The organism is Mycobacterium sp. P4_H6 (assembly GCF_056400845.1).
Map to the genome: position 1 here is coordinate 60103 of NZ_JBFUKN010000019.1, position 25659 is coordinate 85761.

Sequence of the window (25659 nt, forward strand, 5' to 3'; positions counted from 1 at the left end):
GCTCAGTCCTCGTTGGGTAGGAAGAGCACCTTCGAGGAGAAGATCGAACGCTCACCCAGTTGTTGCATGGTCTGCGGAAGTTCCGACAGCGGTAGCTCGTGGGTGATCATGAACTCCCACTCGAGTTGCCCGGTGGCCATCATCTTGGCCGATGTCCGCCACTCGTCGCCGGGGAACGGCGCAGAGAACGAGTTCCACGATCCGTGCAGTGTGGCCTCCTGCCGCATGAATTGGTTGAACGTCTCCTTGCCCAGCGGTACGGGTGCGTGCGGGATACCGATGAACACGGCGTGGCCGTGCGGCCCGGTCAGGTTGGCGGCCATATCGGCGGTCGCCGGCACACCGGCGGATTCCAGCACGATGTCGAAACCGCGCCCGCCCAGTGCGCGGGCTTCCTCGGCGCCCTGGACCGCGGCCCCGGCACCGGCCTGGCGCGCCATGGCCGCCTTCTCTTCGCTGAGGTCGACCGCGACGACCTCGGTGGCGCCGTGCAACCGGGCCCACTGCACGGCGAAAAGCCCGATCGGGCCGGCACCGATGACGAGTACCCGGTGCCCGGCCCGCAGGCCGGTTTTCCACAATCCGTGCAGAGCGATCGCGGCCGGGTCGAGCATGGCCGCCGCCCGCGGGTCGATACCGGYGGGCATCTTGAGCAGGTTGCCCACCGGCGACACCGTGTACTGCGCGTAGGCACCGTCGCAACGGCTACCGAAGTAGTCGTAGTTCTCGCAYAACCCGAACGCACCCTTGAGGCAGTAATCGCATGTGCGGCAGGGGATCAGCGGCGGCACCGAGACCAGTTCGCCGATCTCGAAACCTGTGACACCGTCCCCGAGTTCGACCAACCAGCCGGAGAACTCGTGGCCGCAGATGATCGGCATGATGTAGCCACCGTTGCGCAGCATGCGCGGGATGTCGGACCCGCAGACCCCGCAGGCGGCGATCTTGAGCAGAACCTGGCCGGGCCCCGGGCGGGGCACCGCGACCTGTTCGACCCGGATGTCACCGGGTGCGTGCATCACGGCGGCGGTCATCGTCTGGGGAAGGGTCTCCCGGGTGGACAGATCCCGGGTGGGCGCTTCGGTTGTCATGAGGTGATGGCTCCTGAGGTGCTTCGTGGAAAGGGGGTGGCGGTGCGTGGATCAGGCCGGAGGGGCCTGCGGCGCCTCGGCGAAGGTGGTGTCGCCCACCAGCGCCGGCGCGTTGGACTTGTTGATCAAACCCGTTCCGGCGTCGATGAATTCGGCCACCGATTCACCCTTGGCGACCTTGACGGCCGTCTCGACCGCGAGCCGGCCTTCAGCATTGGGGTCATTGAGGGCGGTCGCGGTGTACTGGTCGCCGTCGTCGATGGCGCGTACCGCCTCCATCAGTCCGTCGACGCCGAACACCTTGACGTCGCTGCGATTGTTCTCGGCGAGCACCTGCAGCGCACCGAGCGCCATATCGTCGTTCTGCGCGTAGACGGCTCGCAGATCCGGGTGCGCCTGCAGCAGATCCTGCATGGCGGTGACGGCGTTGGACCGGATGTAGTCGCTGTACGGGCCGTCTATCACGGTGATGGTGGGCTGGGCTGCGACCGCGGCGGCGAATCCGTCGTGACGGTCGCGGGCCACCGCACCGCCGGCGTCGCCCTGGATCTCGATGATCTTGCCGCCCTCGGGGCCCAGCGCTGCGACAGCGGCCTCGCCGACGATCTGGCCCATGGCCTTGTTGTCGCGTCCGACGAACGACGCCGCGCCCGACTCGATGGGGCGGTCGACGGTGACGACCTCGATGCCCGCGGCGTCCGCGGCGGCCAGCGAGGGCGCGATGCCCTTGGGGTCGACGGGATTGATCACCAGCACGTTGATCCCGCGGGTGATCAAATCCTGCACATCGTTGTTCTGCTTGGTGACATCGCCGTTGGCATCGGCGAAGAAGAGCTCATTGCCGTCGCGTTCGGCGGTCTGCTTGGCCGCATCGGTGAGCGCCACATAGAACGGGCTCTGCTGGGTGGCTTGGCTGAAGCCGATCTTCAGTGCTCCCTCGGCGGGGGCGCTGCCGCCACCGGCGGTGTTCTCGCCGGGCATCGTGCACGCGGACGAACCGATCGCCACCGCGGCAGAGATTGCGCACCCCGCCATGACCTTTGCGAATCGCATTGTTGCTCCTTACTGGCGCCTCGACGTCGAAGCGCGTGACCTCCATCACCGTAGGAAGCATCGCCGTAACACGTCAACATATGCGCATAACTTTGCTCATATGAGCAAAGCGAAGGAGTGGCGGGGCGCGGGGACCTCTACGCCTGCACTTGCGACCTACCCCGCTCGATCACCGATGCCCGGCTCGCGGCGATATCGTCGCCGGTCGCGACGGACATCCAGGCCCGCGCCGATTCGGCCTCGATCCACAGTCCGGCCTGGGTCTGCTCGGCGTCGATGCGGTGGTAGGAATCCAGCAGCGCTGCGACGGCGCGCTGGTTGTTGCCCACGATGGATGCGGCGATCCGCCGCGCCGCCGGCAGCAGATCGTCGTGCGCGACGACCTCGGTGACCAGTCCGGTGCGCAGCGCATCGGCCGCCGAGAGGTAGTCACCGGTCAGGCTCATCCGGCGGGCCATGCCGACGCCGACCTTCTGCGGCAGCCGCACCGACAGCCCCCAGGTCGGCAGCAGCCCAACCCGGGCGTGGGTGTCGGCGAAGCGGGCCTGCTCGGAGGCGATCAGCACGTCGCAGTACAGCGCGATCTCCAGGCCGCCGGTGACCGCGGCGCCGTTGATCGCCCCGATCACCGGTTTATCCATGGCCGGCCACTTGGGGGAGATGTCGGGCAATTCGGTGGTGTCGCCCAGTTCTTTGAGATCGAGGCCTGCGCAGAACACCGGATCGGCGCCGGTCAGGATCACCACGTCGACCGCGTCATCGGTCTCGGCGGCGCGCAGCGCGGCGAACAGTTGGGTGCGCAGCGCCAGGGATAGCGCGTTACGCGCCTGCGGCCGGTTCAGCGTCAGGGTGCGCACCCGGTCGGCGGTCTCGATCAGCAGGACGTTTTCGGCAGCGTTGCTCATCGGCACACCGTATCGACACCCGTCAAGCGCCTATCGTGGAGGTCATGTGCCGAAACATCACCGAGCTGCGTGGTCTGGAACCGGCAGCGACATCCGAAGAGATCGAGGCCGCCGCGCGGCAGTACATCCGCAAGATCAGCGGTGTCACCCGTCCCACCGCGGCCAATGCCGACGCGTTCGAGGCCGCCGTCGCCGAGGTCACCGCCACCACCGAACGGCTACTGGCGCAGTTGCCGCCGCGCAGGCAGCCACCCAAGACGGTGCCGCCGCTGCGTCGCCCCGAGGTGCGGGCCCGGCTGGGTCTGTGACGACCACCGCGCTCAAGGAATGGGGCGCGGCCGTGCACGCTCTGCTCGACGGCCGCCAGACGGTGCTGTTGCGCAAGGGCGGTATCCACGAGAAACGCTTCGATCTGGCGGCCGGGGAATTCCTGCTGTTCCCGACGGTCGCGCACAGCCACGCCCAGCGGGTGCGTCCCGAGCACCGTGAACTGCTCGACAGCGCGGCCGACAGCACCGAACAGGCGATCGTCGTGCGCGCCGGCGCGAAAGTGGTTGCCGCCATTGAGGTCAACCGGCCGGAGGCGATCGCCGACATCGCCGATCTGCACATCTGGACCGAGGAGTCGGTGCGGGCCGACCGGCTGGATTTCCGCCCGAAGCGCCGGCTGACGGTGCTGGTGGTGCAGGCCCGTGCGCTGGCCGAACCGGTGCTGCTGCCACGCATCCCCGACTACGGCGGCTGCTCCAGCTGGGTGCAGCTGCCGGTGCCCGAAACCTGTTATGCCGCACCGGTGCACGACATCGACACCCTCAGCGCGGTCGCGCAGCGGGTACGCGACTCAGTGGGCTGACGGCGGTCCCGCCGCGGCGGGCAGGATCAGCCTGGATCGGGCGTCATGGACGACGGTGTGGGTCGCCGGACGCAGCGCCTCGCCGGAGACCGCGGGTTCACCGGTGCCGAGGTTGCGGGCGTAACGCGGATGCGAGCCGCCGGCCACCAGCACGCGGATCCGGGAACCCGCCGGGAAGCGATGGGCGAGAGCATCGAGTTCGATACGTAACAGCCCTGATTCGGCACCGGCCGAGAATCTGCGGTACCCGTCGCTCACATTGGTCGAGCGGCCCCGGGCGTCGACCTCGCTGATCCGGACGAACACATCATGGTGCGGGTTGTCGGAGCGATGCGCGAGTTCCAGCACCGGGACACCGACGGTATAGAGGTCGGCGGCCAACGGCTCACCGGTGAAGGTGAGCACATCGGGGCGGGTGGCCAGTGCCGAGTCGTCGCGGTAACCGCCGTCGGGGGACAGCAGCCGGCCACCGAGCGTGGGGGTGGGGTCCGCGGGGTGATAGGTGAAGCTCGAGGTCGCCCCCGGGTCGGCGGGCGGCGCATCGCCCAGCTGTGCCCCGGGCAGCAGGTACAGGTCGMGGTGTTCGGTGGCCGGCGGCCAGTCGGGCAGATCCACCCAGCCGTCACCGTGGATGTTGATGCGCACCGGATTGCGCCGGGTATCTCTACCGCCGGAGGCCAGATGAGTGTCCAACCACTGCAGGGTCTCCCGGATCACCGTCGGGCCGCCCTTGGTCATCATCTGGCTGTGCGTCCAGGGGCCGATGGTCATCGCGGTCGGCACCTCGCGTGCGCGCAGATGGCGGTACTGGTCCAGCGTCTGGTCGAGGAACAGGTCCTGCCACCCGCTGAGCAGCAGCACCGGGATGTTCACCCGGTCCAGTGCCTCGGTGGCGGCCAGCCGCCGCCAGTGCTCGGGGTCCTCCTCGGGTGGTTGCAGCCAGGACTCGTACCACTGGGCGCCGTCTCCGAGCAGGGCCCGTCCACCCGCGCCCAGCGGTAGATCCAGCGCGGCCGCGCCGACGCGGCGGCCCGCGGTGGCCTGACGGACCACGGCCTGGGCCAGGCCCGGCTCCTCCTGATGCGACACCATGTCGCTCCAGCCCAGGAAGTCGTTGAGCGAGAACGACCCGGTGCCCCATGAGGATTGGGCGAAATCGTGCGGACCGACGGTGATGACGGCGGCGGCCAGCTCCGGCGGTGGATCGGTGAGCAGTGCCCACTGGGTGAACCCCAGATAGGACAGGCCGATGGTGGCGAAGGTGCCGGTGAACCAGGGCTGTTCGCGCAGCCACCCCACGGTGTCGGCGCCGTCGTCGGCCTCGTTGACCATCGGGGTGAACTCGCCGCCGGAGCCGAATGTGCCTCGCACGCTCTGGAATACGACGTGGTAGCCACGCGTGGCATAGATGCTGCCGAACAGCACGGTGAACGGGAACCGTCGGCCGTAGGGTGCGCGGACCAGCAGGGTGCCCGCCGGGCGCGCGGTCAGCGGTTCGTAGTGGTCGGCGAGCAGTTCCACGCCGTCGCGCATCGGCACCGGGACCCGGCGATGTACGACGTAGTCGGTGGTCGGGGTGGGCAGGTGCAGGGCCCGACTCAGTGCGTTCCGGGCATACCGCGAAGTTCGTGAGCTCACCTAATAAAGGCTACGCGGGGCTAGAACTTGTAGTACGGCACCAGTTCGTGGGCCCGCTGCATGTTGATCTGCAGGCAGTCCGGCCGGTCCGGCGAATGGATCGGGGAGTAGAACACCGACTGCTGCAACACGCCGTAGCTGGTCTTGAAGGCGATCATGCAGGTGACCCACCAGCGGTCGTTCCAGTCGGTGGGCTTCATGATCCAGAACTGGGCGGCGCGGTGCCCGTCGATGTCGAGTTCGACGGCGTCGGCGGGCAGGGTCGCCTCATAGGTTCGCCAGACGAATGCCTCGACGGCCATCTGATAGTTGCCTGCGTCGTAATGGCAGCGCAGCCCGTCTTCGGGTGTGGGCGGGGTGACCGCCAGCCCGATCCGCTGCACGACGTCGAGCGGAATCTCGGCGCACGGGTCGAACGGCTTGGGGTCGACGGTCTCGATGACCGGCCACTTGATGGTCGTGGACACGTTGGTCATCGGCAGGTCACTGGCCCGGACCTGGGCGGGAGTCCCGACCGGATTGGCCTGCCACACCACGATCACCGCGGCGACGAGCGCACACAGCGCCGACAACAGCCGCAGCTTGGCAGCCATCACACCCCCATACATCGTCATCCGACCCGAGGGTCCGAGCGGAGCCCTGCCGGGAGTCTAAACGAGAACAGGTTCTAGTTTGCCTCCTTCGGTCATCTCGAAGGCAACCGGGGCTGCCAGTAGGCTGGACCGTTGTGTCCATGCCGTCACGAGAACAACGCCGACCGGTGCTGTGGGCGATCAGCGACCTGCACACCGGTCACACCGGTAATAAGCCCGTCACCGAGTCGCTCTACCCGTCGAGCCCGGACGACTGGCTGATCGTCGCCGGCGACGTCGGGGAACGCACCGATGAGATCCGCTGGGCGCTCGATCTGCTGCGGAAACGGTTCGCCAAGGTGATCTGGGTGCCGGGCAACCACGAGCTGTGGACCACCAACAAGGACCCGATGCAGATCTTCGGGCGGGCCCGCTACGACTACCTGGTCGACATGTGCGACCAGATGGGCGTCGTGACGCCCGAGCATCCGTTCCCGGTGTGGAACGAGGAGGGCGGACCGGCGACCATCGTGCCGATGTTCGTGCTCTACGACTATTCGTTCCTGCCCGAGGGCACGGCCACCAAGGCTGAAGGTCTGGCGCTGGCCAAGGAGCGCAATATCGTGGGCACCGACGAATATCTGCTCTCGGCCGAGCCGTACGCGACGCGCGACGCCTGGTGCCGCGACCGGGTGGCGCACACCCGCAAGCGGCTCGAAGACCTCGACTGGATGACGCCGACGGTGCTGGTGAACCATTTCCCGCTGGTGCGTGAACCCTGCGATGCGATGTTCTATCCGGAGTTCGCGCTGTGGTGCGGCACCACGGCCACCAAGGACTGGCACACCCGCTACAACGCCATCTGCTCGGTGTACGGGCATCTGCACATTCCGCGGACCACCTGGTATGACGGGGTGCGGTTCGAGGAGGTCTCGGTCGGCTATCCGCGAGAATGGCGGCGCCGCAAGCCCTATCGCTGGCTGCGACAGATTCTGCCGGACCCGAAGTACGCCCCCGGGTATCTCAACGATTTCGGGGGACACTTCGAGATCACCGAGGAGATGCGGGAGAACGCCCAGAAGATGCAGGACAGGATCAAGTCGCGGAGGGGCGTCTAGTGCTGCTGCCCGCCGTGGTGCCGGACCTGGTGTTCACCGCCGAGTTGTACGACGATCCGCCGGACCTGGTGCCGCTGCCGGAGGAGGAGCCGCTGGTGGCGCGCTCGGTGGCCAAGCGCCGCAACGAGTTCGTCACCGTGCGGCACTGTGCCCGGATCGCCCTCGGTGAGATCGGGGTGGCGCCGGTGCCGATTCTCAAGGGCGACAAGGGTGAGCCGTGCTGGCCCGACGGCGTCGTCGGGAGCCTCACGCACTGTGACGGTTTCCGCGGCGCGGTGGTCGGGCGCCAGAGCGAGATCCGGTCGGTGGGTATCGATGCCGAGCCGCACGATGTGCTGCCCAAGGGAGTGCTGGACGCGATCAGCCTGCCGGTCGAGCGCACGCAGCTCTCGACGCTTCCGAACGATCTGCACTGGGATCGAATCCTGTTCTGCGCCAAGGAGGCCACCTACAAGGCCTGGTACCCGCTGACGCATCGCTGGCTGGGTTTCGAGGATGCGCACATCACCTTCACCCTCGACGCCTCCGGCAGCGCGGGCACATTCCGGTCCCGCATCCTGATCGATCCCGCGGCTGAACACGGTCCGCCGCTGACCGCGCTGGATGGTCGGTGGTCGGTGGCCGAAGGTATTGCGCTGACGGCGATCACACTGTGAGCAGGCCGCCGGCGGGCAGGAGCGCAGCGACCGGGGGATCGACGCAGCCCGAACCCGGTCTGGTGATCGTCGACAAGCCGGGCGGGATGACCAGTCATGACGTCGTGGGCCGCTGCCGGCGCCTGTTCGGCACCCGCAAGGTCGGCCACGCGGGCACGCTGGACCCGATGGCCACCGGGGTGCTCGTCATCGGGATCGAGCGCGCCACCAAGATCCTCGGCCTGATCACCGGCACCGACAAGTCCTATGCCGCCACCATCCGGCTGGGGCAGACCACGTCCACCGAGGACGCCGAGGGAGACGTGCTGCAGACCGTCCCGGCCGAACAGGTGACCGATGACCAGATCGCTGCCGCGGTATCCGCGCTGCGCGGCAGCATCGACCAGGTGCCCTCGACGGTCAGTGCGATCAAGGTGGCCGGAGAGCGTTCCTACACGTTGGCCCGCGAGGGCCGCGCCGTCGAACTGCCCGCCCGGCCGGTGCGTATCGAACGCTTCGACGTGCTCGCGGTGCGCAGACACTCGGGCTTCGCCGATGTGGATGTGGTGGTCGACTGCTCGTCGGGCACCTACATCCGGGCGCTGGCCCGCGACGTGGGCGACACCCTCGGGGTGGGTGGGCATCTCACGGCGCTGCGGCGCACCGCGGTCGGCCGGTACGGACTCGGCGAGGCCCGCACGCTCGATGATCTCGCCGAGCAGGCCCAGTTGTCCTACAGCCTGGACGAGGCCTGCCTGCTGGGCTTCCCGCGCCGCGATCTCACCGAGTCGGAGGTGGTCGACACCAGTCACGGCCGCCCGCTGGCGCCGGCCGGGATCTCCGGGGTGTACGCGGCCACCGCCGCCGACGGACGGGTGATCGCGCTGCTGGAGGACGGCACCTCGCGCACCAAGCCCGTGGTCGTGGTGCGGCCGGCCACGCTCTGAGGAGCGAGCGTTGTGCGCCGCGCGCAGTTTGCTGAAGCACCGGCTCGACGCCCCCGTACCGGGCTGCGGGACGGGTGCGGTTCGGCGCACAACCGTTCACCCAAACTGCGACCCTGAACACACGCCACGGGCCATTTCCGGCCCCGCCGCATGTCCATATGCCCCTTGCTGTGGAACGCAAACCCCGTTATCAGGTTCCCGTCAGCTTCCGGTGCGTTTTATTAGCCAAATCCCAGGCTTTCGGCGAACTTTTGCCGAACCTCGGGCGTTGTAACAGTCATGAGCGCACATGCACCGATTTGCGACCACCCGCTGTTCAACTACCAGCCCGCGTGGGCACAGGGCCGCGGCGCCGCCGTGGGCCACGTGACCCGGCACGCGAACCTGTCGGCCACCCCGGCCGCGCTGTGGTCGGTGCTCGCAGATCCGCGCACCTGGTCCGACTGGCTCACGGTGCACCAGCGCTGGATGGCCGAGCCGCGCGCACAGTTCGTGCCCGGCGCCCGCATGACGGCCGAGACCGTGATGCTGGGGGTCTCCAACACCGTCGAGTGGACGGTCGAGTCGGCGATCGCGCCCGGGACGCTGGTTCTCATCGGCGCCGGCGAGTCCGGCATGCGCACCCGGCTGACGTTCTGGATCAGCCCCGCCGAGGAGGGCTCGCGGCTCACCATCACCTCCGAGGTGGCCGGTGAGCTGCTGAACGACGCCATCGTCGGAGCCATCGAGCAGGACGGCGCCGAGCAGCTGGATCGCAGCATCGCGCTGCTGGAGGACCTCGCCATCGTGGTGCCCGAGCAGCAGCCTGTCCGTCCGTCGCTGCGCCTGGTGCATTCCGCGCCTGCCGCCACCGACGAGCCCCGGCGGACCGGCAGTGCGCACCTGAAGATGGCGCGTTAGACGACCCAGATCGCTTCTGCGGCAGGGCTGCCCAAGTCCACCGTGGTGACGGATCCCTCGGTGTCGGCCGGACTGTGCACGGCCACCGAGATCATCCCGGCGAAATCGCGGCGGGCGACCACCTGYAGACGCGAATCCAAGGCGATACCGACACTGTCGAAATAGCGCAGCATCTCGGGGTCGGCATCGGAGATGCGGGCCACGGTGCCGTCCTCGCCGTCGGCGCAGATGGAGAGCTGGCGTGCCGGGGGTGTCGGAACCCGCCCGTCGGGCGCCGGAATCGGATCGCCGTGCGGATCGCGGGTCGGGAACCCCAGCTTGGCGTCGATCCGGTCCAGCATCCGGTCGGACACCGCGTGTTCGAGGATCTCGGCCTCGTCGTGCACCTCGTCCCAGCCGTAGCCGAGTTCGCGCACCAGGAACGTCTCCATCAGGCGGTGCCTGCGCACCATCGCCAAGGCGGCCTGCCGGCCCGCTTCGGTGAGCGTCACCGCGCCGTACTTCGCGTGATCGACCAGCCCCTGATCGGCCAGCTTGCGGRTGGATTCCGATGCGGTGCTCGCCGAGACGCCGATGCGCTCGGCCAGCAGCTTGGTGCTGACCTTGTCCGGTGACCATTCCTGGGCCGTCCAGATCACTTTCAGGTAATCCTGCGCAACCGTCGTCAAGTCCTGCGGGTTGCTGTTGGAATCCACGGTTACTGAGTTTAGGCAATCTTTGCCTCATCCGGGTATCCGAAGCTGACGGCGGCGACCGCGCGCCGTAGGCTTGCGGCTGTGCAGCGGTGGCGGGGCCGGGACGACATCCCCACAGACTGGGGCCGATGTGTCCTCACGATCGGCGTGTTCGACGGTGTCCACCGTGGCCACGCCGAACTGATCAGCCATGCCGTGAAGTCCGGGCGGTCGCGCGGAGTTCCCACGGTGCTGATGACCTTCGACCCGCACCCCATGGAAGTGGTGTTCCCGGGCAGTCATCCGGCGCAGCTGACGACGCTGACCCGGCGGGCCGAACTCGTCGAGGAAACCGGCATCGACGTCTTTCTGGTGATGCCGTTCACCGCCGACTTCATGAAGCTCACCCCGGAGCGCTACATCCACGAGCTGCTCGTCGAGAGCCTGCATGTGGTCGAGGTCGTGGTGGGGGAGAACTTCACCTTCGGCAAGAAGGCCGCGGGCAACGTCAACCTGCTGCGCAAGGCCGGTGAACGATTCGGTTTCGCCGTGGAAGGGATGACGCTGGTGTCCGAGTCTGACCGCGACGAGTCCGTCACCTTCTCTTCCACCTATATCCGGTCCTGCGTGGACGCCGGTGACGTGGTCGCCGCCGCCGAGGCGCTGGGCCGACCGCACCGGGTCGAGGGTGTCGTGGTCCGCGGTGACGGCCGCGGCCGGGTCCTGGGTTTCCCGACCGCCAATGTGGCGCCGCCCATGCATTCGGCCATTCCGGCCGACGGCGTGTACGCGGCGTGGTTCACCGTGCTCGGGCACGGACCGGTGGTCGGCACCGTGACTCCCGGGGAGCGCTATCAGGCGGCGGTGTCGGTGGGCACCAACCCGACGTTCTCCGGGCGCACCCGCACCGTTGAGGCCTTCGTGCTGGACACCGAGGCCGACCTGTACGGCCAGCATGTCGCCGTCGACTTCGTGGCGCGCATCCGCGGGCAGGAGAAGTTCGATTCGGTCGACGATCTGGTGGTGGCCATGGGTGCCGACACCGACCGGGCCCGCACGATTCTCGCCGCGGGTTGACCAGCTGCTAATATCTCCTGCGACCCAGCGCGCGCTGCAGTTCGCGGCGGCCGCGCCTTCGATTAACCTTCGCGGACCTATTTTGATGGAGTTGTTTCGTGGCGCTCACAGCCGAACAGAAAAAAGAGATCCTCGGCCAGTACGGCCTGCATGACACCGATACCGGTTCGCCGGAGGCTCAGGTCGCACTGCTGACCAAGCGGATCTTGGATCTCACCGAACACCTCAAGCTGCACAAGCACGATCACCACTCGCGGCGGGGGCTGCTGCTGTTGGTCGGTCGCCGGCGCCGGCTGCTCAAGTACGTCGCTCAGGTCGACGTCGCGCGCTACCGGTCGCTGATCGAGCGCCTCGGTCTGCGTCGCTGACACAGCGTCGCTCAACCTGCGCCGTTCTCGGCGTCCTGGTTGTTGGAGTCATGGGGGGACTCACCGGTTGTTCGTCGGCCGCTGCCGCCGCCTTTCAGGCCGGAGACTGCCTGAAAGTGGGCGGCACTCCCGACAAGCCGGACGCTGTCAAAGCCGAATGCGGTACCCCCGACTCGACTTTCAAGGTCATCGCCACGGTCGCCGACAGTGATCAGTGCCCCACCGATGTGGATTCCTACTACGCCACGCACAGCACGTTCAGCGATACCAGCAACACCGTGTGCATGGATATCGACTGGGTGGTGGGGCAGTGCATGAGTATCGATCCCGAGAACGGCAGGGATCCGGTGCGCGTCGACTGCAGTGACGGCAACCAACCGCACCGCCAGCGGGCCACCGAGATCCTGCAGGGGGTGGCCAATGCCGACCAGTGCCGCAGCGGCACGGGCTATCCCTATGACCAACGGCAGTTCACCGTGTGCGTCGACGACGTCGATTGACGGTCGGTGATCAGCCCCGGTGTAGCATGGAATCGTTTTGGGCCACCAATTCTGTCGAGTGGTCCGAACAGGGTGCGGTTCGCGCAGTACCGCGTGCACCGTTCCCGCGCGTCACAGCAGTACCCGCCTGATCGGGCGGTCTTCGGTAGTGGTGGCCGGAGCGTTCCTTCAATGGATCCGCCCCGGCCGCTTCGATCGACGGCCGTAGCCGAGTTCAGGGCATCGCTGGCGCGTGACGACGCAAAACAGTTGAATACCCAGAAAGGCTGCTATGTCTGCAGTTGAAACCGACGAAGGCGTGTTCGAATCCACCGCCGTCATCGACAACGGGAGCTTCGGCACCCGCACCATCCGTTTCGAGACCGGCCGGCTGGCCCAGCAGGCCGCCGGCGCCGTCGTCGCCTACCTCGACGACGAGACCATGCTGCTGAGCGCCACGACCGCCAGCAAGACCCCGAAAGACCATTTCGACTTCTTCCCGCTGACCATCGACGTCGAGGAGCGGATGTACGCCGCGGGCCGCATCCCCGGCTCGTTCTTCCGGCGTGAGGGCCGTCCCTCCACCGATGCGATCCTGACCTGTCGCCTGATCGACCGGCCGCTGCGCCCGACCTTCGTGTCCGGTCTGCGCAACGAGATCCAGGTCGTCGTCACCATCCTGAGCCTGGATCCCAAGGATCTGTATGACGTGCTCGCCATCAACGCCGCGTCGGCATCCACCCAGATCTCCGGCCTGCCGTTCTCCGGCCCGGTCGGCGGTGTGCGCGTCGCGCTGATCAACGGCCAGTGGGTGGCGTTCCCCACCGTCGAGCAGCTGGAAGACGCCGTGTTCGACATGGTGGTCGCCGGCCGTAAGGCAGGCGACGACGTCGCGATCATGATGGTCGAGGCCGAGGCCACCGACAAGGTCATCGAGCTGATCGCCGGCGGTGCCGGTGCCCCGACCGAGGCCGTCGTCGCCGAGGGACTGGAAGCGGCCAAGCCGTTCATCGCTGCGCTGTGCACCGCGCAGGAAGAGCTGCACGCCGCCGCCGGTAAGGCGACCGCGGAGTACCCGCTGTTCCCCGATTACCAGGACGACGTCTACACCCAGGTCGCCGCGGTGGCCACCGATGCGCTGTCGCAGGCGTTGACCATCTCCGGCAAGGCCGAGCGCGATGACCGCACCAACGAGCTCAAGGGTGAGGTGCTCGAGCGCCTGGCCGACACCTTCGCCGGTCGTGAGAAGGAGATCGGCGCGGCGTACCGCTCGCTGACCAAGAAGCTTGTGCGCCAGCGCATCCTGACCGACCACTTCCGCATCGACGGCCGTGGCGTCACCGATATCCGCGCGCTGTCCGCCGAGGTCGCCATCATCCCGCGGGCGCACGGCAGTGCTCTGTTCGAGCGCGGCGAGACCCAGATCATGGGTGTCACCACGCTGGACATGGTCAAGATGGCCCAGCAGATCGACTCGCTGGGACCCGAGACCTCCAAGCGCTACATGCACCACTACAACTTCCCGCCGTTCTCGACCGGTGAGACCGGCCGGGTGGGCTCGCCCAAGCGTCGCGAGATCGGCCACGGCGCGCTGGCAGAGCGGGCCCTGATGCCCGTGCTGCCGAGCGTCGAAGAGTTCCCCTACGCCATCCGCCAGGTGTCGGAAGCGTTGAGCTCCAACGGTTCCACCTCGATGGGCTCGGTGTGCGYCTCGACGCTGTCGCTGCTGAACGCCGGTGTGCCGCTGAAGGCTCCGGTCGCCGGTATCGCGATGGGTCTGGTCTCCGATGAGGTCGACGGTGAGACCCGCTACGTCACGCTCACCGACATCCTCGGTGCCGAGGACGCGTTCGGCGACATGGACTTCAAGTGCGCAGGCACCAAGGACTTCGTCACCGCCCTGCAGCTGGACACCAAGCTCGACGGCATCCCGTCCAAGGTGCTGGCCGGTGCGCTGGCCCAGGCCAAGGACGCGCGTATCACCATTCTCGAGGTCATGGCCGAGGCCATCGACGAGCCCGACGAGATGAGCCCGTACGCGCCGCGCATCACCACCATCAAGGTGCCGGTCGACAAGATCGGTGAGGTGATCGGGCCCAAGGGCAAGATGATCAACTCGATCACCGAGCAGACCGGGGCGTCGATCTCGATAGAGGACGACGGCACCATCTTCGTCGGCGCCAGCAATGGCGAGTCGGCTCAGGCCGCGATCGATCTGATCAACGCGATCGCCAACCCGCAGCTGCCCAAGGTCGGCGAGCGGTTCCTCGGAACCGTGGTCAAGACCACCGATTTCGGTGCGTTCGTGTCGCTGCTCCCGGGTCGCGACGGCCTGGTGCACATCTCGAAGCTGGGTCGCGGCAAGCGCATCGCCAAGGTCGAGGATGTGGCCACGGTCGGCGACAAGCTGCGCGTCGAGATCGCCGATATCGACAACCGCGGCAAGATCTCGCTGGTGCTCGTCGCCGAAGATGAGGCAACCGAGGCTCCGGCCGAGGCCCCCACTGAGGCCGCGACCGCTGACGCCTAAGCCGGCTTTACGCCGCGCAACCCGCGGCGCAGACACCTCCGAGGCAGTGCGGGTGACCGCACTGCCCGGAGGGTTGCGGGTGGTCACCGAATACATTCCCTCGGTGCACTCGGCCTCGGTGGGTGTGTGGGTGGGTGTCGGTTCACGCGACGAGGGAAGTTCGGTCGCGGGGGCCGCACACTTCCTGGAACACCTGCTGTTCAAGTCCACGCCGACGCGCAGCGCGGTCGAGATCGCCCAGGCCGTCGACGCGGTCGGTGGTGAGCTCAATGCCTTCACCGCGCGCGAACACACCTGCTACTACGCGCATGTGCTCGATTCGGATCTGGAATTGGCCGTCGACCTGGTGGCCGATGTCGTCCTGCGTGGCCAGTGCGCCGCTGATGATGTCGAGATCGAGCGTGACGTCGTGCTCGAAGAGATCGCCATGCGCGACGACGATCCCGAGGACACCCTGGGTGATGTTTTCCTGTCGGCGATGTTCGGCTCGCACCCGGTCGGACGGCCCGTCATCGGCAGTGTGGAGTCGATCTCGGCGATGACCCGCACGCAGTTGCATTCGTTTCACCAGCGCCGCTACACGCCGGAGCGGATGATCCTCGCGGTGGCGGGCAATATCGATCACGGCGAGGTCGTTGCCCTGGCGCGTGAGTACTTCGGGCCACGGCTGGTCCGCGGCCGCACCGCGGTCCCACACCGCAAAGGCACCGGACGGGTGACGGGCAAGCCTGGTCTGCAACTGGTCAACAAAGATGCCGAGCAGACCCATCTGTCGCTCGGGGTCCGGACACCGGGCCGGCAGTGGGATCACCGCTGGGCCCTGTCGGTGCTGAACTCCGCACTCGGCGGCGGCCTGAGTTCGCGTCTGTTCCAACAGATTCGGGAAACCCGCGGGCTGGCGTACTCCGTCTACTCCACGATCGACACATTTTCCGACACCGGGGCGTTCTCGGTGTACGCGGCCTGTCTGCCGGAGCGTTTCGACGAGGTCGTGCGGGTGGCGACCGACGTGCTGGCCGATGTGGCTCGTGACGGCATCACCGAATCCGAATGCCGGATCGCCAAGGGATCGCTGCGTGGCGGCCTGGTGCTCGGCCTGGAGGATTCCGGGTCGCGGATGCACCGGATCGGCCGCAGCGAACTGAATTACGGAGCGCACCGCACCATCGCGCAAACCCTTGAGCAGATTGACGCGGTGAGCCTCGACGAGGTCAACAGCGTGGCACGCCGTTTGCTGGCGCGGCCGATGGGCGCGGCGGTGCTGGGCCCGCACAGATCCAGAAAGTCCTTGCCGCAGCGGCTTCAGGATATTGCGGGGTAGGTGGGTACAGTCGGGTGATGCTCCTGTCACGACGAAGAGTTCTGTTCGGCGGTATGGCATTGGCGGCGGCAGGGGCGCTGGCCGGCTGCGCGGACGAATCCGCGTTGGCGGCTCCGGCGCTCACACTCGAAGAGCAGATCCGTGAGCTCGAGGCGCGCTACAACGCCTTCGTCGGTCTGTACGCGGTGAATCTGCAGTCCGGCTTCGCGGTGGAGAATCGTGCCGACGAGGCCTTTGCGCTCTGCTCGACCTTMAAGACCTATGCCGCCGCCCGGGTGCTACGCGGCGTCGCCGACGGTGAATTGGCCTTGGAGCAGCAGGTTTTCGTGAAACCCGAAGGCTTGCTGCCGAATTCGCCGGTGACCGGCGAACGTCTGGGCCAGGAGATGACGCTGGCCGAGCTGTCCCAGGCGGCCCTGCAGCGCAGCGACAACCTCGCGGCGAATCTGTTGTTGGAGACCATCGGCGGACCGCAGGAGATCACCGCGTTCGCCCGCAGCGTCGGCGATGACCGGACCCGGCTGGACCGCTGGGAGATCGAGTTGAACTCGGCGATACCGGGGGATCCCCGCGACACCACCACACCGCGGGCACTGGCGGCCGGCTTCCGCAATCTGTTGGCCGGTGACGCTTTACCGCCCGCGCAGCGCGAAATACTCGACGGCTGGATGCGCGCAAACCAGACCTCCAGCATGCGGGCCGGTCTACCGCCCGGGTGGACCACCGCCGACAAGACCGGTAGCGGGGACTACGCGACCACCAACGATTCCGGTGTGGCGTACGGGCCCGACGGCGCACGGGTGCTCCTGACCATCATGACCCGGACACAGTCCGCCGATCCCGAGGCCGAAGGCTTGCGACCGTTGGTCGGTGAGGTCACGGCCCTGGTGCTACCGCATCTGCTCGGGCGGCGATGAGTTTTCGTCGGCGCCGCCGTCTGTTCTGATGACGATGCCGACGAAAGGAACTCAGATGTCCGATTACTCCGCCCCCGTGGGGGCACCCGTCTGGTTCGACCTGGTGAGCAGTGATCCCGCCGTGGCCGCCGAGTTCTATCGGGCGATCTTCGGCTGGGAGCTCGAGGGGCCGGCCCAACCGGAGTTCGGTGGATACCAGAACTTCCTGCACCACGGGAAGCGCGTGGCCGGCCTGGTCCCGTACATGGCCGAGGCCGGCGGCGTCGCCAACGTGTGGTCGGTGTATCTGCACACCGAGGACGCCAGGGCGACCGCCGACACCATCGTGGCCGCCGGTGGGTCGGTGATGGTGCCGCCGATGCCCGTCGGCGACATGGGCTCGATGATGGTCGCGACCGACACCGCGGGCGCGGTCATCGGTTTCTGGCAGCCGGGAACGCACGTCGGCTTCACCGAGTGGGGCGAGCACGGCACGCCGTACTGGTTCGAGTGCCAGAGCAAGGACTATGACAAGTCGGTGGCGTTCTACTCCGATGTCATCGGGGCACGCCTGGAGGAGATCGGCACCGGCGGCGATCCCGCCGCGGTGGGCCCCGACCGCTACTCACAGGTGTTCGTCGGCGAGAGCGCCTATTCGGGGATCATGGATTCCGCCACGCTGTTTCCGCCCGAGGTGCCGTCGTTCTGGCAGGTCTACGTGATGGTCGACGATGTGGCGGCGACCGTCGCGCTGGCCGAGTCCCTGGGCGCGGAGAGCCCCATGCCGGGCGAAGAGACCCCGTACGGCACGTTGGCCGTGATCAAGGACCCGCTCGGCGCGATCATCTGCCTCGGTCATCCACCGGCCGGCATGTGAGATACACCGGTATCTGAAATACACGTCGCCCGGCCGGATTGCTCCAGCCGGGCGACGGTGGGGGTCGGCGGTTACGCCAGCAGTTTCGCGGGGTCGGTGAACGGCAGATCCAGGTCGGCCGCCACCTGCTCGGACAGCAGTGCGCCCTCGTGGGTGGACAGACCCTTCGCGAGGGCACTGTCAGCACGACTGGCCTCGCGCCAACCCTTGTCGGCCAGCTTGAGCACGTAGGGCATCGTCGCGTTGGTGAGCGCGTAGGTCGATGTCCGCGGCACGGCACCGGGCATGTTCGCCACGCAGTAGAAGACCGTGTCATGCACTGCGAACGTCGGGTCGTCGTGGGTGGTGGGCCGGGAATCCTCGAAGCAGCCACCCTGGTCGATCGCGATGTCGACCAGTACCGCACCGGACTTCATCTGGGCGACAGTCGCATTGGTGACCAGCTTGGGGGCCTTGGCGCCGGGCACCAGGACCGCACCGATGACCAGGTCGGCCTGCTTGACCGCGTCCTCCAGGTCCAGGCTCGACGAGTAGCGGGTCTCGATGGCGCCGCCGTACTCGGCGTCGATCTTGCGCAGGATGTTGATGTTGAGGTCGAACACGGTCACGTGCGCGCCCATGCCCCAGGCCACCGCGGCCGCGTTGTCGCCGGCCATGCCGCCGCCGATGACCACGACCTTGGCCGGGGCGACACCGGGAACACCGCCCATCAGGACGCCGCGACCGCCCTGGGTGCGCATCAGGTGGTAGGCACCGACCTGTGCGGCCAGTCGTCCGGCGACCTCGCTCATCGGTGCCAAGAGAGGAAGTGCGACAGAGTTGTCCGGGCCGGCGGTCTGCACGGTCTCGTACGCGATGGACGTGGTGCCGGAGGCCAGCAGCGCGTCGGTGCACGGCTTGGACGCGGCCAGGTGCAGGTAGGTGAACAGCGTCTGGCCCTTGCGCAGGCGCGCGTATTCGGCCTCGATCGGTTCCTTCACCTTGAGCAGCAGGTCGGCCTCGGCCCACACCTGTTCGGCGGTGGCGACGATCTGCGCGCCGGCAGCCTTGAAGTCGTTGTCGGAGATGGCAGAACCGTCACCGGCGCCGGCCTGGATGACGACGTCGTGGCCGCGGCGGCTGAGTTCGGCAACGCCGGCCGGGGTGATGGCGACGCGGAATTCGTTGTTCTTGATCTCGGTCGGGATGCCGACGAGCATGATCGCTCCTTGCGATTGAGGTGGTGAGACAATTGTGAAGAAACTCCGGGACTGTGGCAATAAATATGGCGACACTTCGTTAAAGTMGTCCTATGGGTGAACAATCATCAACGCCGAGGGCTCGCCTGGCACCAGCTCCGAAGGATGTTCGGCCGGCCGAGCTCGACGACATCGACCGGCGCATGCTGCTGGCGCTGCACGCGGACGCCCGCATCTCCAACAGTGCGCTGGCCGAGACTGTCGGCATTGCRCCCTCGACCTGTCACGGTCGGCTGCGGCGGCTGCAGGATCTGGGCGTGATCCGGGGTTTCTTCACCGATATCGATCCCGCGGCGGTCGGGCTGACCCTGCAGGCGATGATCTCGGTGAGCCTGAATTCCACTGCCCGGGGCCGGATCCGCGATTTCATCCAGCAGATCCGCCGGCGACCCCAGGTGATGAACGTGTACTTCCTGGCCGGCGGCGATGACTTCATCCTGCACGTCGCCGCGCGCGACACCGAGGATCTGCGAGCCTTCGTGGTCGAGAACCTCAACGCCGACGCCGATGTCGCGGGCACCCAGACCTCGCTGATCTTCGAGCATCTGCGCGGGGCCTCGCCGCTGTGAGCGTCCAGGACGAGTTGGAGACCCTCTACGGCGTACCGCCCGAGGAGTTCACCGCGCTGCGCAAGGAACTGGCGAACGCGGCCAAGAAGCGCGGCGATACCGACGCGGCGCGGGTGATCGCAGCCGCTCGGCGCCCGACCACGGCGGCCTGGGTGGTCAACGAACTCATCCGGTCCGACCGGACCGCAAAAGACCGGATCGCGGAGTTGAACGCACAGCTGCGGGCCGCGCACGCGGCGATGGATGGTGTCCGGATCCGCGAACTGTCCACGCAGCAGCGAAAACTGGTGAGTCAGTTGGCGCGTACCGGGTTCGCAGCGGTCGGTATGCCCAACCCGTCGGCGGCGATCCGCGAGGATGTCACCGGCACGCTGCAGGCCGCGATCGCCGACCCCGAGGTGGCGAAACAGCTGGGCCGGCTGGAGAAGGCCCAGGAGTGGTCGGGTTTCGGCGACTTCGGCGCTCCGACGGAAATTGCCTCACCGCGCCGGAAGGCCGAACCGGAACCGGCACCGGAACCCAAGGTCGACCGTCGCGCGGCCGAGAAGCGGCGTCGCGCCCTGGCTGCCGCCCAACGTGCACACCACGACGCGACGGCGGCGGTGTCGGACCGGACGACCGCCCTCGCGACGGCGCGGCGCCGCTACGAGGAAGTGCTGCACGCCCTGAGCACCGCGGAGCAGGCCGTGGCCAGTGCGGAGGAACAGCTGCAGAGGGCGAATGTCGATCTCGACCAAGCTGATTCGGCGCTCGCCGAGCTCAGGGGTGAGTCGCCGACCTGAGTTCGGCCAGTGACTCGCCGATGAGATCGGTCAGCGGCCGGTCGGCGAGATCATCGAGCCAGCGCTCGAATGCCACCTTGAAGACCGCCACACCCGTCTGGGCCAGCAGGTCGGCCGCCGGGTCGCTGACACCGCGTCTGCGCAGCGCATCGGCCATGGTCGTGGCCAGGGATGCAAGCTTGATGAGCTCACGCTCCTGCAGGGCGGGGTGGGCATTGATGACGGTCTGGCGGGTGCGGGCGTGCGGGCGGCGGTCGCGGAAGAAGTCCGATGTCGCATCGAGTGCCGCGGCCACCGCGTCCAGCGGTGCGGTTCCCTCGGGCACGGCGTCGATCGCGCCGGCCATGGCCTCGGCGAGTTCGTCACCGCGGAACAGCACCTCGCGTTTGTCGGTGAAATGGCGGAAGAAGGTGCGCTCGGTGAGTCCGGCGCGGCCGGCGATCTCGGCGACCGTCGTCTGGTCGTAGCCGCTCTCCAGATAGAGCTCGAGCGCGGCCCGCTCCAGGCGTCCGCGCGCATCCGGTTCCCAGCGACCCATGTACGGAGTCTAGGTGATGACAGCGACTGACTTCGCGAGTAGCGTCGGTGATGTCATTGACTGACATCGACGAGGGAGAAGTGCACATGCGTGTTTTCGTCACCGGCGCCAGCGGCCACATCGGTTCGCTGGTGGTCACCGAACTGCTCACCGCCGGCCATCAGGTCACCGGCCTGGCCCGATCCGACGCGTCGGAGGCGGCGTTGCGGTCGGCCGGGGCGCAGGTCCGGCGCGGAGCGCTGCAGGATCTCGACGTCCTGGCCGCGGGGGCGGCGGATGCCGACGGCGTGATCCACCTGGCGTTCAGCCACGACTTCGCCGACTACGCCGCTGCCGGAGCCGCCGACCTGGCGGCCATCGAGGCCATCGGATCGGCCCTGGCCGACTCGGGCAAACCGTTCGTGACCACCTCGGGAACGGCGATGCTGGCTTTCGGGTTCGGCGGTTCCGCCAGCCTGGGCGCCGAGGACAGTGAAGTCGATCCGTCCGGGCCGCGGGTGGCTTCCGAGAACGCCACCGTCGCACTGGCCGGCCGCGGGGTGCGCTCCTCGGTCATCCGGCTCGCGCCCACGGTCCACGGCCCGACCGACCGGCGGGGCTTCGTGCCCACCCTCATCGCGAACGCGCGTGAGACGGGCCGGTCACTCTATATCGGCGACGGGGCCAACCGCTGGCCCGCTGTGCACAATCTGGATGCGGCACACCTCTACCGGCTGGCGCTGGAAACCGCACCCGCCGGATCGCGGCTCCACGGCGCGGCGGAGTCGGGCATCGCCTTCCGTGAGATCGCGCAGGTGATCGGTGACCGTCTCGGGGTACCCACACTCAGCGTCACCGCCGAGCAGGCGCTCGACGAGATCGGTTTCGTGGGCGCGATTGCGGCACTGGACAATCCAACGTCCAGCGATGTCACCCGCACGCTGCTCGACTGGCATCCCGAGCACCCGGGGCTGCTCGAGGATCTGCGTTCGGGACGCTACTTCGACGCGGCCTAGGCTCCGACCAGGTCGGGGTGGAACTTCGTCACCATCCGGCGGATGCCGTCGCGCCAGTCCACCGAGGTGGTGCCGACCAGCTCGTGCATCCGCGTCGTATCGGTCGGGCCACCGCGCAAGGCCTGCGCACTCTCCTCGAACACCGGTGCGCTGCCGACGAGTTCGCCGATGTAGGCACACCACTCCTGCAGACTGACCGTCTGGTCGCCACACCAGTTGACCGTCGTCGCGGGCACCGACGCGGCTTCCAGCATCTTCGGCAGCGTCGCGATGATGTCGTCCTCGTGGATCGGGTTGTAGCGGGCGGGTCCACCGGGCGGGACGGGGATCGGCACGCCGGCGCGCAGCATCTCCATCTGATAGAACGGCCAGCCGCCGTTGTCGCCGTAGGGCACGTTCAGCCGGGCGATCACCGTCGGCACACCCAGCGCGCGGGCCATCGTCCGGGCCACCACCTCGCCGGCGATCTTGGAGATCGAGTACGTCGGGAACAGCGCCTTGTGGTTGTCGCCGAGTGCCGCGGTCTCGGTGCGGGGTTCGTCGTCCGGCGGGTCGTACACCGCGGCCGACGAGCAGTGCAGGAAGGCTTTGGCGTCCGCGCAGTGCGCCATCAGCAGGCCCACCGATTCGGCGTTGGCGCCCAGGTCCTTGTCCCAGCGTCCGCTCTTGGCGACCGCCAGGTTCAGGACGTAGTCGAAATCCGACGGGATGCCGCYGAAGTCGCCGGCGGCCAGGTTGACCTTCTCGCAACGAATTCCGGCGCGCTCCAGGTTCTCCCGGGCCGCGGCATCGGTGAAGCGGGCGATACCCCACACCTCGTTGTCGGCCGCCAGCGATAACGCCAGCGGTGCCGCGACCTGTCCGGTGGGGCCGGTGATGAGGATCTTTGAGCCACGCATGGCCAGATGCTACTCGGCGCGCAGCACCAGTCCGTCGCCTTTGGCGCCGCTCAGTGTCAGCCGGTCGGCATCGACGATGGCCTCGACGGGACCGTCGAGCACGCGCCGAATCGCCTGTTCGATCTCGCCGACTTCACCGGCACAGACCGGGCCGCTGACGTTCATCGGCCCGAACGTGATGGTGTCGTCGAGTACGTCGGCGCGGCCGTAGAAGGTGTTGCAACCGGTCCAGCCGGTGACGCTCTGATCGGCGCGGATGGTCAACCCCGGCCTCGACTGCTCCAGTGCCACCGAGGTCATCACGGCCTGGCCGGAGACCAGACTGTCCACCCGCCAGCTGGTGCCGACGAGCGGACGATCCGGGTGCACCACCGCCTTGTCGCGCAGCGTGACGGTGGCGGCATCGGTGGTCAGCGTCAGGGTGTCCGCGCTCAGCGACCATGCCGGCCGGGCCTCCAGGAACCGCCCCATCCACGCATCGGCGTCCCCGAAGGGCGGCGGGCAGCCCATCATCGTGGTCGCCAGCCGGGTGCTCAGGTGCCCGTCGGAGAGTTCGGCCGGGCCGGATCCGCGGTTGCAGCCCGCGTAGGCCGAGAGCCGGCCGTCGGCGAAGCTCAGCGTCAGCGGGCCGCCGCCGGGGATCTGCTCGCCCGCCACCGCCACCGACACGAAGGTGCGGCCTTCCGGCGAGGTCTCGTCGGCCGCGGCGGTACTCGTACCGCCGGCGGTCACCAACGCGGCCAGGAGCAACACGATCAGACGCATGGGTCCACGGTACGTCGGCTACGGACGGCGACGATACCGCCGGCGATGACCAAGGCCGACCCGAGATAGCTGAACAGGGTCGGCGGATGGTCCCAGATGACCCAGTCGATCACCGCGGTGAACACGATGACCGAGTAGATGAACGGGCCGACCTTCTCGGCCGAGGCGTACCGGTAGGCCAGCACGATGAGGGCCTGCGAGAGCAGCTGTGCGACACCGAGTCCGATCAGCCATCCCCATGCGGGCACGGGAATCGGAGCTCGGTCGATCGCCGCAATGGGAATGGACAGGACGGTGGACAGCAGGAAGTAGTAGAACAGGACTCTGGTGATGGGTTCGGTGGCGCCGAGCCAGCGCACCGACATCATCGCGATAGCCAGCATGAGTGCGCCTGCGAGAGCCGAGATTTCGCCTAGCCCGAAGGTTCGGTTCTGCGGCTGCAAGACGAGCAGTACTCCGACGAATCCGATGCCGGCTCCCAGCCAGGTCCGCCCGGCCACCGGTTGGCGCGTCACCGCCCAGGCGATCAGCGGCATCCACAGTGGGGCGCTGTAGGTCAGCAAGGTGGCATTGGACAACGGAATTCGGGTGATGGCGAAGAACAACGCATACCAGCACGCGGTACCCGCCGCCGCCCGCATGACGTGCAGCCAAGCCCGGCTGGTCCGCAGTGACGCCCAGCCGCCGCGCGCGGCCACCGGGATGATGAAGACCAGGCAGATCGCGTTCTGGAAGAGCAGCAGCACCCCGGTCGAGGTGTACTGTCCCGCCACCTTCGCCAGCGTGCCGACCATTGCGACACAGAAGAACGCCGCCGTGGTCAAGACCGCTCCCCGCGGCAGGTTCTCGGGTCTGCGGCCGGCCCGGGTCACCGGCCCGCTTCCGCGAGGGCCTCCTCGACATCGGCCTGGGTTTCGGCCAGAAAGCCCTCGAACTCCGCCCCGGTCATGAAGGTGGTGGTGAACCCGCTGCGCTCGGCGATCCGCTGCCAGGCGGGTGTGGCCACCATTGTTTGGAGTGCCTGCTGCCAGTAGGTGACCGCCGTCGGCGGCATGTCCGGCGGTCCGTACAGGCCACGCCAGTTCGACAGGGTGACGTCGAATCCCTGCTCGGCGGCGGTGGGTACGTCGAGTCCGGGCAGCCGTTGCTCGGCGAGCACCCCGAGACCCTGTAACTCCCGGTCGCTCAACAGGTCGACGAACTCGCTGACCCCGCCGATGGCCACGCTGATGGTTCCGTCACGGAGGGCGGCGATCTGGTCGCCGCCGCCTTCGAAGCCGACGTAGCCGACCGAGGAAGGATCGCCCCCGGCGGCCGCCACCAGCAGGTCGAACGGCGCCTGATCGTCGTTGGCGGCGCCGACGGTGACGCTGCCAGGGTCGGCGGCGACGGCCGCCATCACCTCGCCGAGAGTCTTGAGCGGGGAGTCCGGACGCGTGACGACGACGTAGTACTCGGTCATCAGGCGGGCGATCATGGTGACATCGGGGTATCCGTAGTCGGACTGCCCGCGCAGCTTGTTCATCATGATCGACAGCGAGGTGACCGAGATCTGGTCATCGTGGCCGCGGTACTGCTCGACCATGGTGGCCAGGAAATCGGCGCCGCTGGCACCGGGACGGTTCTGGATCGGCAGCGCGACCTCCACGATCTTGTCCTGTTGCAGGGCCTCGACAACCCCGCGGATGGTCAGGTCGAAGCCGCTTCCCGGGTTGGCCCCGGCGGTCATGGTGACCGGGCCCGACGGATAGTCCTGGGCCTCGGCCCGCTGGCAGCCGGTCAGCACCACGGCCGCGGTCAGCGCGATGCCCATGGCGGTTTTGATCCTCAATGTGGTTCTCTCCCTCTGGAGTTCATCCGATCGGTTTCGCGCTCGAGCAGCTCGTTCAGCAGGCGCGGCGCCACCACGTCGAGCGCCCGCAGTGCGAGGGCCTTGCGG

The 25659-nt window shown here is 67.8% G+C and carries 28 protein-coding genes; 16 read left to right on the forward strand and 12 right to left on the reverse strand.

Features of this window, described 5'->3' with window-relative positions; all coding sequences use genetic code 11:
• Positions 1-2 precede the first annotated feature (2 nt).
• The 3 genes from AC1DTF_RS10555 to AC1DTF_RS10565 form a co-directional block, all read right to left on the reverse strand.
• A complete protein-coding gene (locus tag AC1DTF_RS10555) occupies positions 3-1091 on the reverse strand; it encodes a galactitol-1-phosphate 5-dehydrogenase (protein ID WP_477474036.1) in 1089 nt (362 codons plus the stop codon).
• Between the two features lie 51 nt (positions 1092-1142).
• Complete coding sequence (locus tag AC1DTF_RS10560; protein ID WP_477474037.1) at positions 1143-2144, reverse strand: substrate-binding domain-containing protein; 1002 nt, start codon at positions 2142-2144, stop codon at positions 1143-1145.
• A 137-nt stretch (positions 2145-2281) separates the two neighbouring features.
• Positions 2282-3049 (reverse strand): enoyl-CoA hydratase, encoded by a 768-nt coding sequence (locus AC1DTF_RS10565; protein WP_477474038.1) that lies wholly within the window; start codon positions 3047-3049, stop codon positions 2282-2284.
• Positions 3050-3093: 44 nt separating this feature from the next.
• Here AC1DTF_RS10565 and AC1DTF_RS10570 point away from each other — a divergent pair, with 44 nt between their 5' ends.
• The gene (locus AC1DTF_RS10570; protein WP_057168991.1) at positions 3094-3357 is read left to right on the forward strand and encodes a DUF2277 domain-containing protein; all 264 of its coding nucleotides are present in this window, start codon (positions 3094-3096) and stop codon (positions 3355-3357) included.
• On the forward strand, positions 3354-3902 hold the full coding sequence (locus AC1DTF_RS10575; protein ID WP_477474039.1) for a DUF1802 family protein: 549 nt from the start codon (positions 3354-3356) through the stop codon (positions 3900-3902). Before AC1DTF_RS10570 ends, AC1DTF_RS10575 begins: the two co-directional genes overlap by 4 nt.
• On the opposite strand, the gene AC1DTF_RS10580 is transcribed toward AC1DTF_RS10575, so the two are convergent.
• A complete protein-coding gene (locus AC1DTF_RS10580) occupies positions 3891-5540 on the reverse strand; it encodes a CocE/NonD family hydrolase (protein ID WP_477474040.1) in 1650 nt (549 codons plus the stop codon). The genes AC1DTF_RS10575 and AC1DTF_RS10580 overlap by 12 nt on opposite strands.
• A gap of 20 nt (positions 5541-5560) precedes the next feature.
• A complete protein-coding gene (locus tag AC1DTF_RS10585; RefSeq protein ID WP_057168703.1) occupies positions 5561-6133 on the reverse strand; it encodes a DUF3558 domain-containing protein in 573 nt (190 codons plus the stop codon).
• 140 nt (positions 6134-6273) lie between these two features.
• Between AC1DTF_RS10585 and AC1DTF_RS10590 the strand changes: the two genes are divergently transcribed.
• The 4 genes from AC1DTF_RS10590 (at position 6274) to AC1DTF_RS10605 (ending at position 9712) form a co-directional block, all read left to right on the forward strand.
• Entirely contained in the window at positions 6274-7230 is a 957-nt protein-coding gene (locus tag AC1DTF_RS10590; protein ID WP_057168992.1) for a metallophosphoesterase family protein, read from the forward strand.
• Entirely contained in the window at positions 7230-7886 is a 657-nt protein-coding gene (gene pptT, locus AC1DTF_RS10595) for a 4'-phosphopantetheinyl transferase PptT (RefSeq protein ID WP_477474041.1), read from the forward strand. Before AC1DTF_RS10590 ends, pptT begins: the two co-directional genes overlap by 1 nt.
• Positions 7883-8812 (forward strand): tRNA pseudouridine(55) synthase TruB, encoded by a 930-nt coding sequence (truB, locus tag AC1DTF_RS10600; protein WP_477474042.1) that lies wholly within the window; start codon positions 7883-7885, stop codon positions 8810-8812. The genes pptT and truB overlap by 4 nt, the downstream gene beginning before the upstream one ends.
• A 279-nt stretch (positions 8813-9091) precedes the next feature.
• On the forward strand, positions 9092-9712 hold the full coding sequence (locus AC1DTF_RS10605; protein ID WP_057168705.1) for a type II toxin-antitoxin system Rv0910 family toxin: 621 nt from the start codon (positions 9092-9094) through the stop codon (positions 9710-9712).
• On the opposite strand, the gene mntR is transcribed toward AC1DTF_RS10605, so the two are convergent.
• Positions 9709-10407: a manganese-binding transcriptional regulator MntR gene (gene mntR, locus AC1DTF_RS10610; RefSeq protein ID WP_477474043.1), complete on the reverse strand. Its 699-nt coding sequence runs from the start codon at positions 10405-10407 to the stop codon at positions 9709-9711. The genes AC1DTF_RS10605 and mntR overlap by 4 nt on opposite strands.
• Positions 10408-10488: 81 nt before the next feature.
• Between mntR and AC1DTF_RS10615 the strand changes: the two genes are divergently transcribed.
• From AC1DTF_RS10615 to AC1DTF_RS10645, 7 genes are all read left to right on the forward strand, one after another.
• Complete coding sequence (locus AC1DTF_RS10615) at positions 10489-11463, forward strand: bifunctional riboflavin kinase/FAD synthetase (protein WP_477474044.1); 975 nt, start codon at positions 10489-10491, stop codon at positions 11461-11463.
• A gap of 98 nt (positions 11464-11561) precedes the next feature.
• Positions 11562-11831 (forward strand): 30S ribosomal protein S15, encoded by a 270-nt coding sequence (rpsO, locus tag AC1DTF_RS10620; protein ID WP_057168708.1) that lies wholly within the window; start codon positions 11562-11564, stop codon positions 11829-11831.
• Between the two features lie 50 nt (positions 11832-11881).
• A complete protein-coding gene (gene lppU / locus AC1DTF_RS10625) occupies positions 11882-12331 on the forward strand; it encodes an LppU family putative lipoprotein (RefSeq protein ID WP_057168709.1) in 450 nt (149 codons plus the stop codon).
• A gap of 271 nt (positions 12332-12602) precedes the next feature.
• Complete coding sequence (locus tag AC1DTF_RS10630; protein ID WP_477474045.1) at positions 12603-14840, forward strand: polyribonucleotide nucleotidyltransferase; 2238 nt, start codon at positions 12603-12605, stop codon at positions 14838-14840.
• Positions 14782-16161, forward strand: a complete 1380-nt coding sequence (locus tag AC1DTF_RS10635; protein ID WP_477474046.1) for a M16 family metallopeptidase — start codon at positions 14782-14784, stop codon at positions 16159-16161. The genes AC1DTF_RS10630 and AC1DTF_RS10635 overlap by 59 nt, the downstream gene beginning before the upstream one ends.
• A gap of 14 nt (positions 16162-16175) precedes the next feature.
• A complete protein-coding gene (gene bla / locus AC1DTF_RS10640; protein ID WP_477474047.1) occupies positions 16176-17078 on the forward strand; it encodes a class A beta-lactamase in 903 nt (300 codons plus the stop codon).
• A gap of 55 nt (positions 17079-17133) precedes the next feature.
• On the forward strand, positions 17134-17934 hold the full coding sequence (locus tag AC1DTF_RS10645) for a VOC family protein (RefSeq protein WP_057168713.1): 801 nt from the start codon (positions 17134-17136) through the stop codon (positions 17932-17934).
• 71 nt (positions 17935-18005) lie between these two features.
• On the opposite strand, the gene ald is transcribed toward AC1DTF_RS10645, so the two are convergent.
• Positions 18006-19133: an alanine dehydrogenase gene (gene ald / locus AC1DTF_RS10650; protein WP_057168714.1), complete on the reverse strand. Its 1128-nt coding sequence runs from the start codon at positions 19131-19133 to the stop codon at positions 18006-18008.
• A gap of 92 nt (positions 19134-19225) precedes the next feature.
• Between ald and aldR the strand changes: the two genes are divergently transcribed.
• Positions 19226-19741 carry an HTH-type transcriptional regulator AldR gene (aldR, locus tag AC1DTF_RS10655; protein WP_057168715.1) on the forward strand — a complete coding sequence of 172 codons (516 nt, stop codon included), beginning with the start codon at positions 19226-19228 and terminating at the stop codon, positions 19739-19741.
• Positions 19738-20523 carry a hypothetical protein gene (locus AC1DTF_RS10660; protein WP_477474048.1) on the forward strand — a complete coding sequence of 262 codons (786 nt, stop codon included), beginning with the start codon at positions 19738-19740 and terminating at the stop codon, positions 20521-20523. Before aldR ends, AC1DTF_RS10660 begins: the two co-directional genes overlap by 4 nt.
• Here AC1DTF_RS10660 and AC1DTF_RS10665 read toward each other — a convergent pair.
• Positions 20501-21061: a TetR/AcrR family transcriptional regulator gene (locus AC1DTF_RS10665; protein WP_477474049.1), complete on the reverse strand. Its 561-nt coding sequence runs from the start codon at positions 21059-21061 to the stop codon at positions 20501-20503. The two genes, AC1DTF_RS10660 and AC1DTF_RS10665, sit on opposite strands and share 23 nt — an antisense overlap.
• A gap of 50 nt (positions 21062-21111) precedes the next feature.
• Between AC1DTF_RS10665 and AC1DTF_RS10670 the strand changes: the two genes are divergently transcribed.
• Positions 21112-22056, forward strand: a complete 945-nt coding sequence (locus tag AC1DTF_RS10670; protein WP_477474050.1) for an SDR family oxidoreductase — start codon at positions 21112-21114, stop codon at positions 22054-22056.
• On the opposite strand, the gene AC1DTF_RS10675 is transcribed toward AC1DTF_RS10670, so the two are convergent.
• The 4 genes from AC1DTF_RS10675 to AC1DTF_RS10690 are packed head-to-tail and all read right to left on the reverse strand — an operon-like array spanning position 22053 to position 25551.
• On the reverse strand, positions 22053-22955 hold the full coding sequence (locus tag AC1DTF_RS10675) for an NAD-dependent epimerase/dehydratase family protein (protein ID WP_477474051.1): 903 nt from the start codon (positions 22953-22955) through the stop codon (positions 22053-22055). The genes AC1DTF_RS10670 and AC1DTF_RS10675 overlap by 4 nt on opposite strands.
• 9 nt (positions 22956-22964) lie before the next feature.
• Entirely contained in the window at positions 22965-23720 is a 756-nt protein-coding gene (locus tag AC1DTF_RS10680) for an META domain-containing protein (protein ID WP_477474052.1), read from the reverse strand.
• On the reverse strand, positions 23711-24544 hold the full coding sequence (locus AC1DTF_RS10685; protein WP_477474053.1) for a DMT family transporter: 834 nt from the start codon (positions 24542-24544) through the stop codon (positions 23711-23713). Before AC1DTF_RS10685 ends, AC1DTF_RS10680 begins: the two co-directional genes overlap by 10 nt.
• A 44-nt stretch (positions 24545-24588) precedes the next feature.
• Positions 24589-25551 (reverse strand): tripartite tricarboxylate transporter substrate binding protein, encoded by a 963-nt coding sequence (locus tag AC1DTF_RS10690; protein ID WP_477474054.1) that lies wholly within the window; start codon positions 25549-25551, stop codon positions 24589-24591.
• Positions 25552-25659: the final 108 nt, after the last annotated feature.